This is a genomic window from Rhizobium freirei PRF 81 (assembly GCF_000359745.1).
Classification (GTDB): Bacteria; Pseudomonadota; Alphaproteobacteria; order Rhizobiales; family Rhizobiaceae; genus Rhizobium; species Rhizobium freirei.
This window is the reverse complement of the sequence record NZ_AQHN01000032.1, coordinates 16891-33472: the sequence shown is the minus strand read 5'-3', so window position 1 is coordinate 33472 and position 16582 is coordinate 16891. Positions and strand designations below refer to the sequence as shown.

Here is a 16582-nt window from a genome sequence, read left to right as displayed (position 1 = left end):
CGCGCCGATGTCTCAAACGATTGAAAAACGCATGGCCGAACTCGGGCTAGAACTGCCTGAAGCGGCGAAGTCGGTAGCGAACTATCTCCCCATCGTCGCAAGCGGCAATCTCATTCTCACGTCGGGTCAGCTGCCACTGTCGAACGGCAAGTTGATTGCCACAGGTCTCGTCGGCCGCGAGCTTGACGTCACGGCCGCAGCGCTGGCTGCCAGACAATGCGCCTTGAACATCCTCGCCCAGGCGCAGGCACATCTCGGCAGCCTCGATCGGATTGCACGGATCATCAAGATCACGGTCTTCGTGGCTTCGGCTGAGGACTTCACCGAGCAACATCTCGTTGCAAACGGGGCGTCTGATGTCCTCCTCGCTGTCTGCGGCGACAAAGGCAAGCACGCGCGCTCCGCCGTCGGCGTCGCCGCTTTGCCGATGAATGCACCCGTCGAGATAGAGGCGATGCTCGAAATCGACCAATAACAATACGTGTCACCAGGCTCTGCGGAACGACGAACAATCGGGAACTCAACCGATCCCAAAGCGGAGAACCGGCAGGAAGCCGCTGCTTTCGGATCACAAACCGGGAGAATGTCAATGAAGAAGACTTTGTTGTTGGCCACAGTGGCCGCGGCGACGCTGACGGCGGGCATAGCGTCGGCCGGCACGATGGCCGACGTCCAGGCGCGTGGCAAGCTCAACTGCGGCGTGACCGGTGGTCAGGCTGGTTTCTCCGCGCCGGATGCGTCCGGCGTTTGGCAAGGCATGGACGTCGCCTATTGTCGGGCGATCGCCGCCGCGGTCCTGAAGGACCCCAATGCGGTGAACTTCGTGCCGACGACCGGCCAGACGCGCTTTACGGCGCTCGCATCGGGCGAAATCGACATCCTGTCGCGCACTACGACCTGGACGTTTTCGCGCGACGTCGACCTCAAGTTCACCTTTGCCGGCGTGAATTTCTATGACGGGCAAGCCTTCATGGTGCCAAAGGCGCTCGGCGCAAAGAGCGCCAAGGACCTGAACGGCGCGACGATCTGCATCCAGACAGGCACCACCACCGAGCTGAACCTTGCGGAATATTTTCGCAAGAACAGCATGACCTACGAGCCGGTACCGGTCGAGAACAATGCCGACATCGCCCAGAAGTACTTGGCTGGCGCCTGCGACGTTTATACCAGCGACGGATCGGACCTCGCCTCTACGCGCTCCAGCTTCAAGACTCCGCAGGACCACGTCATTCTTCCGGATGTCATCTCGAAAGAGCCATTGGGTCCGCTTGTGCGTCAGGGCGACGACCAATGGGCTGATGTGGCGCGATGGACGTTGCAGGCGCTGATTGCTGCCGAAGAGCTCGACGTCACCGCAGAGAATGTCGAGAAGCTTTCCGCCGGCACCGACAACCCCGAAATAAACCGCCTGTTGGGCAAGGAAGGCAATCTCGGCGAACAGCTCGGCCTCGATGCCGCCTGGGCCAAACGTGTGATTGCCGCCGAGGGCAATTACGGGGAAATCTTCGCCAAGAACATCGGCGAGAAAACGCCGATCGGATTGGCCCGCGGACAAAACGCCTTGTGGAACCAGGGCGGTCTTATGTACCCGCTGCCGTTCCGCTGAGAGCCTTCAAGGTGCGGGCTTGCCCCCGCGCCTTTCGCTTTCGCCTCGTCTGCCCGCACCGAAGGCCGCGCAGACCTTCAGGGAGATATCTCGCATGACAATGAAAACCGGTGCTCCGCGCCAGCCGTTTCACCTGGGCATGCTGTTTAACGACACCCGTTATCGAGCACGGACGATCCAGATCCTGGCGTTCATCCTGCTCCTGCTTGCGGCAGCGTGGCTGGTCGACAACACGATTCGCAATCTCGCCGCACTTGGAAAAGACTTCTCCTTCGGTTTTCTATGGAGCACGGCCGGTTACGACATTTCTCCGCATGCCATCGACTACTCCAGCACAAGCACACACGCCCGTGCCGCCGTCGTCGGCCTGCTCAACACGCTGATTGTCGCCGCAATGGCGTGCTTGACCGCATCAATTCTTGGCGTTTTGGCAGGGGTGCTGAGGCTTTCAGACAACTGGATCGTCGCCCGCTTGATGACGGTTTATGTCGAGAGCTTCCGCAACATTCCGGCTCTGCTCTGGATCATCGTCGTAGCTGCGGTGATGTCGCAGGCGATGCCGACACCGAACGCATTTCGCGGCGAGCATCCCACAGCAGCGATAATGCTCTGGGACAGCATCGCGGTTACGAACCGCGGCATCTACCTACCCACGCCCGCCTTCTCGCAAAGCCTGGGGCCGGCTCCTGATGTGCTTGGAGCATTTGATCTCAATTACGTAGCGATTCTGACTATTGTGGCGCTTTCACTCATCGGGCATCGGGGATTGGTAAAAGCACGCCGCGCAGGTCCAAGGCAAAACCGGTCAGCGCCCGGCCACGTGGTGGAAGAGCCTGGGCGTCTTTGCGTTGCCGATGATAATCCTCCTTTACGTACTCGGCTTCCACTTAGACTGTCCGGCCTTGAAGGGCTTGAACTTCACCGGCGGTCTGCAGTTGCGCAATGCCTTCATCGCGCTCTGGATAGGGCTGAGCCTCTATACCGGCGCCTTCATTGCGGAAATCGTTCGTTCCGGCATTCTTGCCATTTCGAAGGGCCAGTCTGAAGCGGCGCATGCGCTTGGGCTCTCCTCAGGACGCACGATGCGTCTGGTAATCTTGCCGCAGGCCCTGCGGGTCATCGTGCCGCCGCTGATCTCGCAATATCTCAACATCACGAAAAATACGTCGCTGGGCCTAGCCGTCGGCTACATGGATCTCCGTTCGACGCTCGGGGGCATCACGATCAACCAGACCGGGCGCGAGCTCGAAGGCATGCTGATGCTGATGCTGACTTATGTCGCGATCAGCCTCAGCATCTCGGCTGCCATGAACATCTACAACAATCGCGTCAGCCTGAAGGAGCGTTGAGATGAACATGCAAAACCTCTCCTTTGTGCGCCAGGACATGGTCGCCGCATCGCCAAGGCCTTCGGGGCGAGGGGGGACGCTCGAATGGACGAGAAAAAATCTTTTCAACAGCTGGCTCAGCACGCTTCTAACAGTCGGGTCCGTACTTACGGTCGCATGGCTCATCGTGGCCGTCGCACCATGGCTCGGCAATTCAGTCTGGCGGGCCAACTCACTTGTCGAGTGTCGGCAAGTCCTGGGCGATGCGCCGGGCGCGTGTTGGGGCGTGATCCGCGACCGCTGGCCGCAGCTTCTCTTCGGTTTCTACCCTGCGCATCTCTACTGGCGGCCGGTGCTGGCATTCGCGCTGCTCTTCGCCGCTTTGGCGCCAGTTCTGCTCCGCGCTTTGCCGCGACGGGCTCTCTGGTTCAGCATCGTCTACCCCGGCATAGCCTATTTCCTGATCTGGGGTGGCAGCCTCTGGTTTCCGATCTCGGTCTATTTCGGCTTCGCTGTCGGCGCTGGACTGTTCATGTTGGCAGCACGGGCCGGAAAAGGGCCGAGCGTCGGCATTGCTGTCATCGGCGCGAGCGTCTGGTGGGTTTATGCGGCCCAGCCGATCTCGTCCCTCGCAGACGGCATGGCTCCAATCGCTCTCGATAGCATCGCCTCGCGCGATGTCGGCGGCTTCCTGCTATCGATCATCATTGGCGTAACAGGGATAGCTATGTCGCTGCCGCTCGGGATCCTGCTTGCACTTGGCCGCCGTTCCAACCTGCCCTCATCCATATGCTGAGCGTCGTGTTCATTGAATTCATCCGCGGCGTGCCGCTGATCACGCTCCTTTTCACGGCTTCGCTGCTGCTCAACTACTTCCTGCCGCCCGGCACGAACTTTGACCTCATCCTGCGCGTTGTGATCATGGTGACGCTCTTTGCCAGCGCCTATATGGCCGAGGTCATTCGTGGCGGTCTGGCCGCTCTACCGAAAGGACAGTATGAGGCGGCGGAAGCGCTCGGCCTTGACTACTGGAAGTCCCAGCAGCTCGTCATCCTGCCGCAGGCCCTCAAGATCTCAATCCCCGGCATCGTCAATTCCTTCATCGGGCTGTTCAAGGACACGACGCTCGTCATGTTCATCGGATTGCTTGACCCGATCGCCCTTGCCGCCGCCATTCGTGCCAACACCAACTGGCAGGGCATATACTGGGAGCTCTTCATCTTCATCGGCGCCGTGTTTTTCGTCTTCTGCTTCAGCATGTCGCGCTACTCGCAATATTTGGAGCGTCGGCTGAAGACCGACCACCGGTAGGAGGATATCATAATGACCAACATCATGATGAAAACGGCGTCGTTACAGGACGACCGGCCAAGTCTTGCAGATATCGCCGTCGAGATTAGCGCCATGAACAAGTGGTATGGCGAGTTCCACGTCCTGCGCGACATCAATCTCACCGTGCAGCGGGGCGAGCGGATCGTCATTTGCGGACCGTCCGGCTCCGGAAAATCAACCATGATCCGCTGCATCAATCGGCTTGAGGAACATCAGGCCGGCAAGATCGTCGTCGACGGTATCGAACTGACCAACGACCTGAAGAAGATCGAGGAAGTCCGCCGCGAAGTCGGAATGGTGTTCCAGCATTTCAATCTCTTTCCGCATTTGACGATCCTTCAGAACTGCACCCTCGCACCGATCTGGGTCCGCAAGATGCCGCAAAAGGAAGCCAGGGAACTCGCCATGCACTTTCTTGAGAAAGTGAAAATACCGGATCAGGCGCATAAATATCCGGGTCAGCTCTCCGGCGGGCAGCAGCAGCGCGTGGCGATCGCGCGAGCTCTCTGCATGAAGCCGCGGCTGATGTTGTTCGATGAGCCGACCTCCGCGCTTGATCCAGAGATGATCAAGGAAGTGCTCGATACGATGATCGCGCTTGCCGAAGAAGGCATGACCATGCTCTGCGTCACCCATGAAATGGGTTTTGCCCAAGCGGTGGCCAACAGGGTGATCTTCATGGATCGGGGTCAAATCGTAGAACAGAACGAACCCAAGGCATTTTTCGGCGCGCCGCAATCGGAACGCACGCGCGCATTCCTCAGTCAGATCTTGGGTCACTAGGCAATAGCTACCGTTGAAGTTTGGGCACTGGCCGTATAGCATTTGATGACACAGCAGTGTCAGTGACGAACCGACTCGGGACTGCACGGACATCTGTTTGAGGCGGTCTAAATCCAAGCACTGACGCCCTGAACTTACCGGCAATCATCCGGAGACATTCATATCTTGGCCAAGTTTCTATTCTCGCGCCTCGCCGCGGGAATTCTCAGTGTTTGGATTGGCAACCTTCCAACCGCATCTAACGCGGGGGACATGATGCACCCGTAGGGCGTGCGGACCGCCGATTGGCTCCGCCTCAGCACCCGTCACCGTGATCGAATACTCGTCGCCGACCTGCCCCCATCGCGTCGAATACCGAACGCATGTCGCACTGCAGATCGAAGAGGAATTCGTCCGCACCGGTAAGGTCAGGATTGTCTTCCGACTAATTGTGCGCAACAATGTGGACATGGTCATCTTGATGCTTGCCGAACGGCAGCCCGCACCGAAGTCCCAGCAAATCCTGGATGCCTATTATGCAAGGCATGACGAGATCGTGCAATCGAGCAACATCGAACAGCACGGCGCTGAATCCGGGTTAACAGTCATGCTCGGATGATTTCGGCCATGTATTGTGGGTTTCTGCCTGCTTTGTTTCGTCTGAGTTTGATACTGCGCTTGTCGTTATGGCTTCGAACCATGTTGATGGCGAAGTGTCGGACGACGGCCATGTTGGCTGGTCCATGCCCGGTTCGAGATCGGGCGGCATCCTCGTTGAAGGTGACGTCGAGTACCCAATGGAGGGAGTTCTCGATGGCCCAATGGCCACGTATGGCCTCGGCGAACTGGAGCGCGGTCATCGACCGCGAGGAGATATAGAAGCGGACCTGGCTGCTTTGCCTGGACTTTTCATAGACTTGTGCTTGCACCTTGACGATGGTGGCGATGGACGGGAAGCGGTATTCGCCGGGAAAGCGCCTGTCGCCGGAGAGCCAGTCGATTTGAGTGGAGACGGTGACCCGCCGCTCTTCGACCCGGCCATGGCCCTTGTCGACTTCGGTCACGGTTGAGGTGAGGTTTGCCGGAGCGTCGGCAAAGAAGCGCTCGATCTCACCCATCAGGCCGGGCTGATTGGCCTTGGCCGCCAGGAGGTAATCAGCGCCTGCATCGAGCACCGCCTGGGCGGTTTTGGCATTGCAGGCAATGGCGTCGATGGTCACGAGCGCGCCTTTCAGGCGATCCTTTTCGGCCAACCGTTCCAGCAGCAAGGGGATGGTGTCCTGCTCACAGCTTGTCGTTGCCACTGCCTCTTGTCCAAGAACCAGCCGTTCACGGGTGGCGAAAGCCGAGACGAGATGCAGCGCCGCCCGGCCGTTGGCCCGGTCATGACTGCCGCGCGAGGTCTTTCCGTCAATCGCCACCAGCGCCGGAGCATCGGGTCGAAGCGTCGCCGCCCAGGATATGAAGCAGTTCGAAAACAGGTCCGGATCGATCCGGTTGAGCAGAATGCGCAGCCAGCGCGAACCCGGTATGCCATGGTGATAGGGAAGAAACCGACGTAAAAACGCCAGGTTATCCTCCCCCCATTCGACGATCTCGTCAAAATCGTCGCATGCGCCGATCGTCCCGCAAACGACCAGAAGAAGCACCTCGGGTAACGGATGGGCGACCCGCCATTGCTCCCGCTCATCCTCAACGAGACTAAAATGGTCCAGCAAAACCCGCAGCCGCGGGCGATCGTCTTCAAACATGTCGGCCTCCAAATCACCGACACTCTTGAATCACACCCAAACCGTTCAGGGAAGAAACGTTAACCCGAGTTCAGAGCCGTGCATCGAACAGACACTGCGTGAAATCGGACGCTCCGTTGGGATCGACAAAGACGTGTTCAACAGGGCAGTGGCGGACCAGGCCATCCTTGAGCGTCTGAACAAGCTCACCGACCAGGCGACTGACGAATTCGAGGTAGAGGGAACGCCTCCCTTCTTCGTCAACGGCAAGAAAATCACTGGGGCGCCGAGCCTTGAGGAGATGCGCAGCGCAATTGCCGCTGCTCTGAATGGGCATTGACCTCCCATTTGGTTGACTGGCGGAGAAGGCCCATTCCTTCTCCGCACTTCCTTCGTATCGTGCTCAGCCGGCGACGGTATCGAAGGCATCCAGCACGCGCGACGAATAAACCAAAGCTGCACCGGCGTTGAGCGCAATCGCGACCCCAAGTGCCTCGGCAATTTACTCCCGCGTGGCGCCGACTTTCGCTGCTTCGGACGTATGGCTGGCGATGCAGCCGTCACAACGCGTGGTCACCGCAACGGCAAGGGCGATCAGTTCCCGGGTTTTGGCGTCCAACCGACCGCTCTTCTGACCTGCGCCACCGAGGGTACGAACGCCCTCAAGTGTCGCCGGCGAAAGCCGGCCAAGTTCGGTTACGCGTGAGGACAGTTCCTGCCGGTATTTTTCCCAGTCGAGCATTCGAAAGTTCTCCGTGAATTTGGGCTGATGCAACGCGATGTAAGAGCCGCAGCCTTCATCTTTGGTCAGGCCGCGACCACATCTCGGAAAGGAGTATGGAGAAAACTTCATCAACTGAAATGGTATGATTTCACGAACCCATGAGCACCAATCATGCTTGTTGCCGGACAACCCTTGGACAGAGAGACCGCGAGTTGGAGAGACGACCTTGAGCGGCGGCCCAAATACGCGAAGCCGAATGGGCCCGCATTGTCTGCGGGGGCTTCAGAAATATTAACAGGGCAGCGCGCCATTATGAATGTTGCTCATGGAGACATGAGATAGTGCCACTTATCGCAATAATGACCCTGTGATATTCCCTGACGTTACCTGCGCGCCGCGCATACGGCAGATCGACGGACGGTGCGCGCTCGTTGCGAGAAAAGCCACTGGCTGATTTCGACGCTCGGCTGTTGCGGATCATGATCGCTGCCCGCCGGAAATAAAGGGAGAGGACCAATGTCGAGATTTTCGGCCGAACGCGAGAAGGTGATTCTGGCTTCGGTCATGGCGGCCAATGCCAATCCCGGCTGGTTGACCAGCGATCGCGTCGAGGCCCTGACCGGCGGCCATGGCATGCTCAACATCCCGGTCGTTGCAGTCTGCAACGTCATCGCGGCCGAACTGCGTCGTGGCATAAGCCCGGAAGTCAAGTTCGCCGATGCCGTGCGCCAGCCGATCGATGACCTTCTGACCAAGAGCATTGCTGTCGCCACGGCAGCCGGCGCCGACGGCGCCAATGCGGCGCTGATCGCGGCAACGCTGCTCTATCTCTGCGGCGCCAACGCCCAGGTCGGCATTCCTGCCGGTAACCGCAAGCTCGGCTCTTCGGCGCGCATGATCGCTGGCGTCAGCCGCTCCGGCCTTGCCGCCGTGCCGACGGCGAAGATGAACAACAAGATCTCGGGTTTCGCCGCCGTTGCGGCCGTCTACGAAGCCATGATGAAGGGGGAGCTCTCGCCGGTCCAGGGCCGTGACATTCCGGAAGGCGTGGGCGGCGGCGTGATGGTCGGCCACGGCGCGCTGGGCGAGGATTTGATTTTTCCCGGCATGGCCGAACGAGGGGCTGCCATCGGGACCAAGGCGATGATGGACGCTATGTCCGGCGCCGGCATGCCCAGCCAGAAGTTCCTCTCAGCCCTTTTTGGCGCGGCGGCGATCCTGGAAATCATCCATTCGGATGCCGACGTGGCCGAGGAATATGGCCCCTACGGCAAGGTCACCAGTGCTTTCGTCGCGGGGCGATCCGCCGTTCGCACCGCCGGCCTGCCCGAGAAAATACATGTCCGCATCACCGGCAAGGAAGTCGAGACCGCACGGCTGATCGGCGATCTCGGCCTGATCCTCAAGGATATCGGCGGGCCGACCGTGATCGGCATCATGGCGCTTGATGAAATCGTCTCGGTCTTCGAAGAAGGGATCTGCGGCGCGGGCGCGGGTCCCGTCAATCCGCCGCTCGGCCATATCTGCGGCGATGCGGTCATTGCGCTGATGTGTCTGTTGCAGGATGGTTCGACGGAACAGAGCGTGGCGCGCGCGCTACGTGCCCGTCGCCTTGGCTTCAGCTTCGATCCGGAAACTGCGATGGTGGCGATGAACATCGTTGCCCGCAAGGCGACGCAGATCTGCAACGGGCCGGTCACCGATGCAATGATCATGTCCTCCACCCCCATGGTCACCAAGGCGCTGCATGCCCGTGCGGCGCGCAGCTATGACGATCTCATGGCGGGCAGGAGCGTCGGCGAGATCGTCCGCGCGATGGACGAGGAGCGCCAGCTACTGGTGGAGACACGCGGGTCGGAATTCCTGAGCAAGGTGAAGGGTACCAATATCAAGGTTCATTTCACCAGGATCAGCAAGGGTGCGCGGCGATCGAGCAAGATGGCGGCGCGCTGGCTTGCCTTCGATCCGGCGCTCGACGCCGAAGTCACCGTCGGCGACGAGACGATCCATATGGAAGGCATCATCAACGCCGTGATCCCCGAAGTCGCGCAGGGCATCGGCAAGGAACGCGCGCCGTTCCTCACCGCACTTGCGCCGATCGCCAGCGAACTGCTGCTCGCCGGCAATGTAATTATCAACGTCACCATCCCGGCCGTCGTCGCCGCCGCCATGGGCAAGATGAGTGCGTCGGATGCGACGGGCGAAGCCCAGTCGGCAGGCCTGATTTCCGCCGGCATTCCCGGCACCAAGACCAAGGCAGAGGCAGCCGCCCTGGTCGCCGTCGAATCCATGGCGTTCTGATGGCGGGCGGCGTCATCCTCCTGATGGCCCAGATCGATGACGCGCCGGGCGAGTTGCTCGGGCACGTCATCGAGAAGATGGGCGAGATGGGCGCCAAGAATGTCCAGCTCCTTCCGAGTCTGGGCAAGAAGGGCCGCCCGTCCTATGTCCTGCTGGTTGACATAAACGCCGAAGACGAGCCGGACTTCGCCGGCCTGCTGGTCGGTGACCTCGGAATCTGGGGCTATCGGGCTCTCGAATCCCAGTACAAGCATTTCGACATCAGGCGTTATCGGACGCAACTTCGGCTAACGTGGAACGGCGGTGAACAAAGCTTTCCGCTGCGCCTCAAACGCATCCTGAGCGAGGGCGTGTTCATGCGGGCCAAGGCCGAACATGACGACCTCGTGGCGTTTGCGGAGCAGATGAAAGATCGTCTGCCTATACCGGTCGCAGTGCTGAAGGCGGCGATCGAGACCAGCGTCGGATCGGCAGAACCTGGCGAGACCCTGCACGTCGACCTGTCCGGTTGGCAGCATTCGGAACGATGAAGGAGGTGGGCCTCATGCATATCCATCTTGATGTTCTGGGTGGCATCGCCGGCGACATGTTCGTCGCCGCGATGTTGGACGCATGGCCCGAGCTGGTTGGAACGGTAGAGAGAAATCTTCGTCTGGCAGGTCTGGACGAAGACGTGCAGGCGGTCTTTCGGGCACACAATGATGGCGTGCTGACCGGCAGCCGCTTTGACGTCACGAAGACCGGCTCCGAACAGGAAGCTTCCGGTCCTGATCCTCATCGCCATTCTCAAGGACATGGCCATGCGCATCATCATCACCATGACGAACATGGACATGCTCATCCTCATGAGGAGCATGTCCATAATGGCGACCACAGCCACAGCCACCACCATCACCACACCCATTGGCGCGACCTTCGCGCCATGCTCGACGGCAGCCGTTTGCCGGAGGGCGTCAAGCGCGCGGCCATAGCCATCTTCCACGAACTCGCCGTGGCCGAAGCCGCAGTACACGGCAGAAACGTCGGTGACGTAGCTTTCCATGAAGTCGGCAACTGGGATTCGATTGCCGATATCGTGGCGGCAGCTACGTTGATCGACGCTGTTGGGGCCAAAAGCTGGTCGGTGGGTTCGTTGCCGATCGGGCGAGGCTGGGTCGAGACCGATCACGGGCGACTGCCCGTTCCCGCTCCCGCCACGACTCTTTTGTTGCGCGGGTTTGCCTTTCATGATGACGGTCGCCACGGTGAGCGCATCACGCCGACGGGAGCGGCGATCCTGTCCCATCTCTCGCCCGCGACAAGCCTCGGGTCGTCGCCTCGACTGCTCGAACGCACCGGTATCGGCTTCGGCACAAGACGCCTGCCCGGCATGAGCAACGTGCTTCGCATCCTGGCGTTCACCGAGGAGGGTGCAGCACAGGATCGGGTCGGCGTCATCCAGTTCGACATCGACGACCAGACCGGCGAGGAACTGGCCGTCGCCCTCGACCTTGTTCGCGCGGCCGAAGGTGTGATCGACGTGACCCAGACGCCGACCTTCGGCAAGAAGGGCCGCATGATGGCCTCGGTTCAGGTTCTCGCGCGCGTGGATGCGATCGACGCAATCGGAGCGCTCTGCCTGCGGCAGACCACGACGCTTGGCCTGCGCAGCCGGATCGAAGCGCGCACGGTCCTGCCGCGACAGTCGGTGACAACCGAGGACGGGATAAGGGTGAAGCTCGCCGACCGGCCCGGTGGGATGACGGCCAAGGCGGAAATGGACGACGCCCAAGGCGTTGATCGGAGCCACAAAGCCCGCGCCGAATTGCGCCGCCGGGCCGAAGCTGAGGCGCTGGAGCAAAAGTCATGATCGCGAAGGAAACCTCTCTCGCCCGTCTCAATGCCGTGTTCGACAGCGCCCGGCACGCGGCCGTGGCTGTCTCCGGCGGCGTCGACAGTATGACGCTCGCGTTTGTGGCGCATCGTCGGATGGGAGCTGACGTGATCATGTTCCACGCCGCCTCGGCCGCCGTTCCCCTGAGCGCCACCGAACGGGTCAAAGACTATGCAGCCCGTCATGGCTGGGACCTACGGATCATCGATGCGGGGGAATTTGCCGACGAACGTTATCTCGCCAATCCCTCGAACCGCTGCTTCTTCTGCAAGTCCAATCTCTACGGCACCCTGTCTTCGCTTTCGGCAGCGCAGCTCTTTTCCGGCACGAACACGGACGATCTTGGCGATTGGCGCCCTGGCCTCAAGGCGGCCTAAGCCAATGGTGTACGTCATCCCTTTGTCGAGGCCGGCATGTCCAAGGCAGATGTCCGTGCCATGGCGTCCGCCTATGATCTTGCTGACCTCGCCGAACTGCCTTCAGCGCCCTGCCTGTCGAGCCGCGTTGAGACGGCTCTCAGGATCGAACCCGAGATCTTGCAAGCCATCGATCGGGTCGAGATGCTGCTGCGGCGCGAGCTCTCGCCGGGAACGGTGCGCTGCAGGGTGCGGCAAACCGGGGTGGTTGTCGAACTCGATGAACCGACGCTGTCGAAACTCTCTGGCGATAGTCGCGCGCGCCTCGTGGGGCAGATTTCAGAGGCGTTCGGTAGTCGACGGCCGATCGATTTCCAGGCATACGCCCGAGGCAGCGCCTTTTTGCGGGAGCGAAATTCATGAACGAAGAAGTCCGGCTGGATTTCCAGCGCACAGAGCGCGTGGGATTCGATGAGGCAGTACTCTGCGCCCGGAAATCCGATGCGCAGCTTGCCACGATCATGGACCGCGTTTTAGAGCGCGGCACACGCTGTCTGTTGACGCGCCTCGAGGCGGAGGTCTTTGGTCGCCTCGCGCCGGCCTATCTTGAACGATTGGACTACGACCCCATCTCGCGGACAGCATTCCTGAATTGGACCCCGCCTGCCGAACAGCAAGCACCCGATATCGCCGTCGTGTCGGCCGGAAGTTCGGACATGCCCCAGGCCGCCGAGGTCTTGCGAACGCTGGCTTATCTCGGCGCCCCGACCAGACAGTTCATCGACATCGGCGTCGCAGGCCTATGGCGGTTACTGGAGCGGGTCGAGGAATTGCGGACTTTTCCCGTTATCGTCGCGGTTGCAGGCATGGACGGCGCTCTTCCCAGCGTGCTCGGCGGGCTCGTTCCCGGCGTGATCATCTGTCTTCCGACATCGACCGGGTACGGCGTGTCGAACGGAGGAGAAACCGCCCTGCACGCGGCACTCGCCTCATGCGCGCCCGGACTGACCGTCGTAAACATCGACAATGGCTACGGCGCCGCCTGTGCGGCGTTCCGAGCGCTCAGCATGGTCCGGCGGGTGTCTGTTCAAGATGGCAAGGGACGTCCGAATGCGTAGCCCTTTCGATGACGAACCGCTTTACGCCAAAACAAAAATTGCCATCGTTTATGCCTTGCTGGTCGCAGCCAACGTCCTGGCTTGGATCTGGGCTTGGACTTCGTTCTCCGATCGACCGGCACTGCTTGGCATGGCCCTTGTCGCCTATATGCTCGGTGTCCGTCACGCGTTTGATGCAGACCATATCGCCGCGATCGACAATGTCGTGCGCAAGCTTATGCACGAGGGTCGGCAGCCGTTTTCGGTTGGATTCTTCTTTTCGCTCGGCCATTCCAGCATCGGCGTTCTGGCGTCGCTTGCCGTTGCCATCACCGCCTATGCAATGCAGAGCCAGACTGAGGGTTTCCACGACATTGGCGGCGTAATCGGCACATCCGTCTCAGCACTGTTCCTGCTGGTGATCGGAATTGCCAATCTCGTTATCCTGAAACCTATCTGGGACGCCTTTTCGCGAGCGCGGCGTGGCGAGGAAATTGTCGATGAGGACCTTGATGCGCTGCTGGCTGGACGAGGCTTGCTGGCCCGCGTTTTTCGCCGCACCTTCAAGGTGGTCACACGCTCCTGGCATATGTATCCGATCGGCTTTCTCTTAGGCCTCGGCTTCGACACCGCCACGGAAATCGCTTTGCTGGGCGTTTCAGCTTCGCAGGCCGCGCAAGGCTTGTCGTTCTGGACGATCCTTGTGTTCCCGGCCCTCTTCACAGCCGGCATGTCGCTGATGGATACGACGGACAGCGCTCTGATGACGGGCGCCTACGGCTGGGCCCTTATGAACCCCGCCCGCAAGCTCTGGTACAATCTGACGGTCACCGCCGCCTCGGTGATTGTCGCGATCTTAATCGGAGGCGCAGAAGCGCTCGGCCTGATTTCCGACAAGCTCGGCTTGCGGGGCACTTTGTGGGAGGCAATCGCCACCTTTAACGACAGCCTTGAAAATCTCGGCTTTGGTGTCGTGGGCATCTTCATCGCGAGTTGGGTCGTTTCGGCAATGATCTATCGCATGAAAGGCTATGACCGCATTCACGCGAACGTATCTTGAGAAGGGAACGTACTCGACCCAAGCGAAGCACGCCGCCATATTTGCCGTGAGGTCAATGTAACGGTCGATGGAAGTTCATCTTCCTCAGCGCGTCCTCTATAGAGCTCGCGCCGACCGAGGTGACCGCCTGCTCAAGATAGGATCGGATGTCTGCCTCGCTCTTTCCTTCCAACAACGCGATTTCTGCGATGCTTCTGCCGAGCGCTATCCACAGCAGGCAAGACCTTTCAATCGGTGAGAGTATCCATTTGGGCATCAAACACCTTTTGCGAACTGATCACCTCGTCCGTGGAATCCTGGCTCGCCAACCTGTTCGAAGGCCGCTTGCAACTTACGACCTGTCCGCCCAGGCCATAACCATTCAGAAACGCACCGATGCCTAGGGCGCGACCGCTTAGGAGCGGGCCGTCGTATCAATGCTCGGCAACCTTGCGTGAGCCCTCCAAAGCACCCTTGACATCAGCGACGAGACGTAGCGCGGGCGAACCTGCCGACATCGGAAGGTCGCCTGACCGCTCAAAAGCTTGCAAAAGGTCCTCAGAGGCGTCGAGCCGAAACTCGGTGACGATATCCTGCAGACGCCGGACCTCCCCTGCCAGCGATGTGCTTGCCGAAGTATATTCCTCGGCCATGGAAGCGTTTTGCTGGGTGACATGGTCCATCCGGTTCACAGCGCTGTTGATCTCCGTAAGGGCAGCGGACTGCTCGTTTGCAGACGTCGCAATGGCAGAAAGCTGGCTGCTGATCAGGCCTACCTCCTCCTCAATCTTTTCGAGCGTTCGTCCCGTTTCCTGCACCAGCTTTACCCCGGAACTCACTTCGCCCGTCGAATTGCGGATCAGTTCCTTGATCCCCTTGGCCGCCTGGGCAGATCGTTGAGCAAGTTCTCGGACTTCCTGGGCGACAACCGCAAAACCTTTGCCGGCTTCGCCGGCCCGGGATGCCTCGACGCCAGCATTCAAGGCAAGCAGGTTCGTCTGAAACGCTATCTCGTCGATGACACCGATGATATTCGCGATCTCGTTGGACGAATGTTCGATGCCCTGCATAGCCGAGATCGCCTTTGCCATCACGGCCGCAGAATTGCGTGCCGACGTATTCGCGTCCGCTGCCGCGCGGCGGGCCTCCTCGGTGCGCCTGGAGGAATTCGAAACTCCTTGTGTAACCTGATCAAGGGCGGCGGCGGTTTCCTCAAGAGAGACCGCCTGCTGCTCGGTCCGCTTGGAAAGCTCGAGGGCACTTTGGCTTATTTCCGATGTACCGCCATCGATCGCCGCAGTGGCGACTGCCACCGTCCGGAGGCCGGTTGCCAATTGCTCGCGCGCAGCGTTGAAGTCGGCGCGCAGTTGCTCGAATTCGCTGGCAAACGGTTGTTCCAGTCGGAACGTGAGGTCGCCACTGGCAAGATGCTTCAAACCTTCAGCAAGGCTGGAGGTGGCCTCCGTCATCTTGCTTACCCGCTCCCGCTCTAACTCTTCCGCACGCACACGTTCGCGCTCGCGCGCCTCGCGGCCAGCTTCGACGTCTCTTTCCATCTCGCGTGCTCGCAACCCATTGTCTTTGAATATCTGCACCGATTTCGCCATCATGCCCAGCTCGTCGCGACGATCGGTTCCTTCGACAATTGCCGAGAGATTGCCGCCCGCCAGCGTCGTCATCGTGTCGGCGATCCGCCGGATCGGCTTGACGATCCAGGCGCGAACGGCAAGCACGCCCAGAACCAGCACCGCTGCCAAAGCGATCACGGCGCCGCCCATTGCCCTTTTCGACGTATCGGAGGCCAAGGCGGAAACGTCGCTGCGCTTTTGGTCGGCATCCTCGATCATCTTGGCTGCCGCCACTGAAATCTCGGCGATATTGCCGCGAATGCCGGTTGGCACATGCTCAGAAAGAGCTGCTGGACCATGGCGATGCTGGCCTCGCTGTCTGCCGTTCGGCCAACAGCGATTGCCGCACCGCATGTCGTCGTCAAGATTGCGAACCCATCCGTCTTCAACGGCGGCAAGTCGGCTTGCGCCGGTAACGCGGCGATCGCCAGATCCATGGAGGCGACGAAGCTTTCCTGCGCCTCCTTGAGGCTTTCTTCAGCACGCACCCTGCCGTCTTTGGAGCGCGCCATGATCATGTCGCCGATATTGGCGCGGGCTGTCTGGAGGCTTCGGTTGGATTGGGCCAGGTGAAGGGCGGCGGCTGCGTTCTTTGTCAGGAGGTCGGTGTAGGCTGCGTCGATCCTGAACAACTCCCGGGTCTCGTAGAGGGAGAGGCCGAGGGCCACCAGCCCGAACATGCCGACAACGACGAAGAACTTGCCAACGATTGGAACGTGTTTCACACGCCACTCCCCTTTGAGATGATGTTGATATCCGCGTTCGCAAACACGGGGTTCCAAAAAGCCAGCCACTAAAAAAAGGGG

The 16582-nt window shown here is 60.2% G+C and carries 18 protein-coding genes and 2 pseudogenes; 16 read left to right on the top strand and 4 right to left on the bottom strand.

Translation table 11 applies throughout. The annotated features are described in order from the left end of the window. The first annotated feature begins 7 nt into the window (after positions 1 to 7). The 8 genes and pseudogenes from RHSP_RS08150 (at position 8) to RHSP_RS08125 (ending at position 5647) form a co-directional block, all read left to right on the top strand. Positions 8 to 475 (top strand): RidA family protein, encoded by a 468-nt coding sequence (locus tag RHSP_RS08150; RefSeq protein ID WP_004112782.1) that lies wholly within the window; start codon positions 8 to 10, stop codon positions 473 to 475. Between the two features lie 114 nt (positions 476 to 589). Continuing rightward, positions 590 to 1606: an amino acid ABC transporter substrate-binding protein gene (locus RHSP_RS08145; protein ID WP_004112780.1), complete on the top strand. Its 1017-nt coding sequence runs from the start codon at positions 590 to 592 to the stop codon at positions 1604 to 1606. Positions 1607 to 1700: 94 nt separating this feature from the next. Further along, positions 1701 to 2081: pseudogene (locus RHSP_RS35950) on the top strand (amino acid ABC transporter permease); the annotation flags it as partial. A gap of 379 nt (positions 2082 to 2460) precedes the next feature. Further along, positions 2461 to 2955 carry an ABC transporter permease subunit gene (locus tag RHSP_RS35490; RefSeq protein ID WP_081598423.1) on the top strand — a complete coding sequence of 165 codons (495 nt, stop codon included), beginning with the start codon at positions 2461 to 2463 and terminating at the stop codon, positions 2953 to 2955. 1 nt (position 2956) lies between these two features. Beyond that, positions 2957 to 3730, top strand: coding sequence for a hypothetical protein (locus RHSP_RS35485; RefSeq protein ID WP_004112775.1), 774 nt, complete (start codon positions 2957 to 2959; stop codon positions 3728 to 3730). A gap of 5 nt (positions 3731 to 3735) precedes the next feature. Then, the gene (locus tag RHSP_RS35480) at positions 3736 to 4245 is read left to right on the top strand and encodes an amino acid ABC transporter permease (RefSeq protein ID WP_240535386.1); all 510 of its coding nucleotides are present in this window, start codon (positions 3736 to 3738) and stop codon (positions 4243 to 4245) included. Positions 4246 to 4257: 12 nt separating this feature from the next. Then, positions 4258 to 5049, top strand: coding sequence for an amino acid ABC transporter ATP-binding protein (locus tag RHSP_RS08130; protein ID WP_004112771.1), 792 nt, complete (start codon positions 4258 to 4260; stop codon positions 5047 to 5049). Between the two features lie 283 nt (positions 5050 to 5332). Continuing rightward, entirely contained in the window at positions 5333 to 5647 is a 315-nt protein-coding gene (locus tag RHSP_RS08125; RefSeq protein WP_081598422.1) for a thioredoxin domain-containing protein, read from the top strand. Here the strand turns inward: RHSP_RS08125 and RHSP_RS08120 are convergent. Beyond that, positions 5634 to 6779, bottom strand: coding sequence for an ISAs1 family transposase (locus RHSP_RS08120; RefSeq protein WP_004112765.1), 1146 nt, complete (start codon positions 6777 to 6779; stop codon positions 5634 to 5636). The two genes, RHSP_RS08125 and RHSP_RS08120, sit on opposite strands and share 14 nt — an antisense overlap. Between RHSP_RS08120 and RHSP_RS08115 the strand changes: the two genes are divergently transcribed. Beyond that, positions 6778 to 7098, top strand: a complete 321-nt coding sequence (locus RHSP_RS08115; protein WP_028755235.1) for a DsbA family protein — start codon at positions 6778 to 6780, stop codon at positions 7096 to 7098. The two genes, RHSP_RS08120 and RHSP_RS08115, sit on opposite strands and share 2 nt — an antisense overlap. A 63-nt stretch (positions 7099 to 7161) precedes the next feature. Here the strand turns inward: RHSP_RS08115 and RHSP_RS08110 are convergent. Next, positions 7162 to 7500: pseudogene (locus tag RHSP_RS08110) on the bottom strand (carboxymuconolactone decarboxylase family protein). Positions 7501 to 7998: 498 nt separating this feature from the next. Here RHSP_RS08110 and RHSP_RS08105 point away from each other — a divergent pair. Genes RHSP_RS08105 through RHSP_RS08080 form a run of 7 tightly spaced genes read left to right on the top strand, consistent with a single transcriptional unit; the run spans position 7999 to position 14169 of the window. After that, a complete protein-coding gene (locus RHSP_RS08105) occupies positions 7999 to 9783 on the top strand; it encodes a hypothetical protein (RefSeq protein WP_004112731.1) in 1785 nt (594 codons plus the stop codon). Further along, complete coding sequence (gene larC2, locus RHSP_RS08100; protein WP_004112728.1) at positions 9783 to 10313, top strand: nickel pincer cofactor biosynthesis protein LarC2; 531 nt, start codon at positions 9783 to 9785, stop codon at positions 10311 to 10313. The genes RHSP_RS08105 and larC2 overlap by 1 nt, the downstream gene beginning before the upstream one ends. A 14-nt stretch (positions 10314 to 10327) precedes the next feature. Then, positions 10328 to 11632, top strand: a complete 1305-nt coding sequence (gene larC, locus RHSP_RS08095) for a nickel pincer cofactor biosynthesis protein LarC (protein WP_004112726.1) — start codon at positions 10328 to 10330, stop codon at positions 11630 to 11632. Continuing rightward, complete coding sequence (locus tag RHSP_RS35475; protein ID WP_004112724.1) at positions 11629 to 12033, top strand: adenine nucleotide alpha-hydrolase family protein; 405 nt, start codon at positions 11629 to 11631, stop codon at positions 12031 to 12033. The genes larC and RHSP_RS35475 overlap by 4 nt, the downstream gene beginning before the upstream one ends. Before the next feature lie 36 nt (positions 12034 to 12069). Further along, positions 12070 to 12435: an adenine nucleotide alpha-hydrolase family protein gene (locus tag RHSP_RS35470; RefSeq protein WP_004112722.1), complete on the top strand. Its 366-nt coding sequence runs from the start codon at positions 12070 to 12072 to the stop codon at positions 12433 to 12435. Next, a complete protein-coding gene (gene larB / locus RHSP_RS08085; RefSeq protein ID WP_004112720.1) occupies positions 12432 to 13130 on the top strand; it encodes a nickel pincer cofactor biosynthesis protein LarB in 699 nt (232 codons plus the stop codon). Before RHSP_RS35470 ends, larB begins: the two co-directional genes overlap by 4 nt. Next, a complete protein-coding gene (locus RHSP_RS08080; RefSeq protein WP_004112717.1) occupies positions 13123 to 14169 on the top strand; it encodes a HoxN/HupN/NixA family nickel/cobalt transporter in 1047 nt (348 codons plus the stop codon). The genes larB and RHSP_RS08080 overlap by 8 nt, the downstream gene beginning before the upstream one ends. A gap of 413 nt (positions 14170 to 14582) precedes the next feature. On the opposite strand, the gene RHSP_RS08070 is transcribed toward RHSP_RS08080, so the two are convergent. Then, positions 14583 to 16010 carry a methyl-accepting chemotaxis protein gene (locus tag RHSP_RS08070; RefSeq protein ID WP_240535385.1) on the bottom strand — a complete coding sequence of 476 codons (1428 nt, stop codon included), beginning with the start codon at positions 16008 to 16010 and terminating at the stop codon, positions 14583 to 14585. Further along, positions 15992 to 16501 carry a hypothetical protein gene (locus tag RHSP_RS35465; protein ID WP_240535384.1) on the bottom strand — a complete coding sequence of 170 codons (510 nt, stop codon included), beginning with the start codon at positions 16499 to 16501 and terminating at the stop codon, positions 15992 to 15994. Before RHSP_RS35465 ends, RHSP_RS08070 begins: the two co-directional genes overlap by 19 nt. Between the last annotated feature and the right edge of the window lie 81 nt (positions 16502 to 16582).

Bases quoted from the DNA above. Each gene is read 5' to 3' on its own strand.
- RHSP_RS08150 (WP_004112782.1), top strand. From the start codon at position 8: ATGTCTCAAACGATTGAAAAACGCATGGCCGAACTCGGGCTAGAACTG.
- RHSP_RS08145 (WP_004112780.1), top strand. From the start codon at position 590: ATGAAGAAGACTTTGTTGTTGGCCACAGTGGCCGCGGCGACGCTGACG.
- RHSP_RS35490 (WP_081598423.1), top strand. From the start codon at position 2,461: ATGATAATCCTCCTTTACGTACTCGGCTTCCACTTAGACTGTCCGGCC.
- RHSP_RS35485 (WP_004112775.1), top strand. From the start codon at position 2,957: ATGAACATGCAAAACCTCTCCTTTGTGCGCCAGGACATGGTCGCCGCA.
- RHSP_RS08130 (WP_004112771.1), top strand. From the start codon at position 4,258: ATGACCAACATCATGATGAAAACGGCGTCGTTACAGGACGACCGGCCA.
- RHSP_RS08115 (WP_028755235.1), top strand. From the start codon at position 6,778: ATGTCGGCCTCCAAATCACCGACACTCTTGAATCACACCCAAACCGTT.
- RHSP_RS08120 (WP_004112765.1), bottom strand. From the start codon at position 6,779: ATGTTTGAAGACGATCGCCCGCGGCTGCGGGTTTTGCTGGACCATTTT.
- RHSP_RS08105 (WP_004112731.1), top strand. From the start codon at position 7,999: ATGTCGAGATTTTCGGCCGAACGCGAGAAGGTGATTCTGGCTTCGGTC.
- larC2 (WP_004112728.1), top strand. From the start codon at position 9,783: ATGGCGGGCGGCGTCATCCTCCTGATGGCCCAGATCGATGACGCGCCG.
- larC (WP_004112726.1), top strand. From the start codon at position 10,328: ATGCATATCCATCTTGATGTTCTGGGTGGCATCGCCGGCGACATGTTC.
- RHSP_RS35475 (WP_004112724.1), top strand. From the start codon at position 11,629: ATGATCGCGAAGGAAACCTCTCTCGCCCGTCTCAATGCCGTGTTCGAC.
- RHSP_RS35470 (WP_004112722.1), top strand. From the start codon at position 12,070: ATGTCCAAGGCAGATGTCCGTGCCATGGCGTCCGCCTATGATCTTGCT.
- larB (WP_004112720.1), top strand. From the start codon at position 12,432: ATGAACGAAGAAGTCCGGCTGGATTTCCAGCGCACAGAGCGCGTGGGA.
- RHSP_RS08080 (WP_004112717.1), top strand. From the start codon at position 13,123: ATGCGTAGCCCTTTCGATGACGAACCGCTTTACGCCAAAACAAAAATT.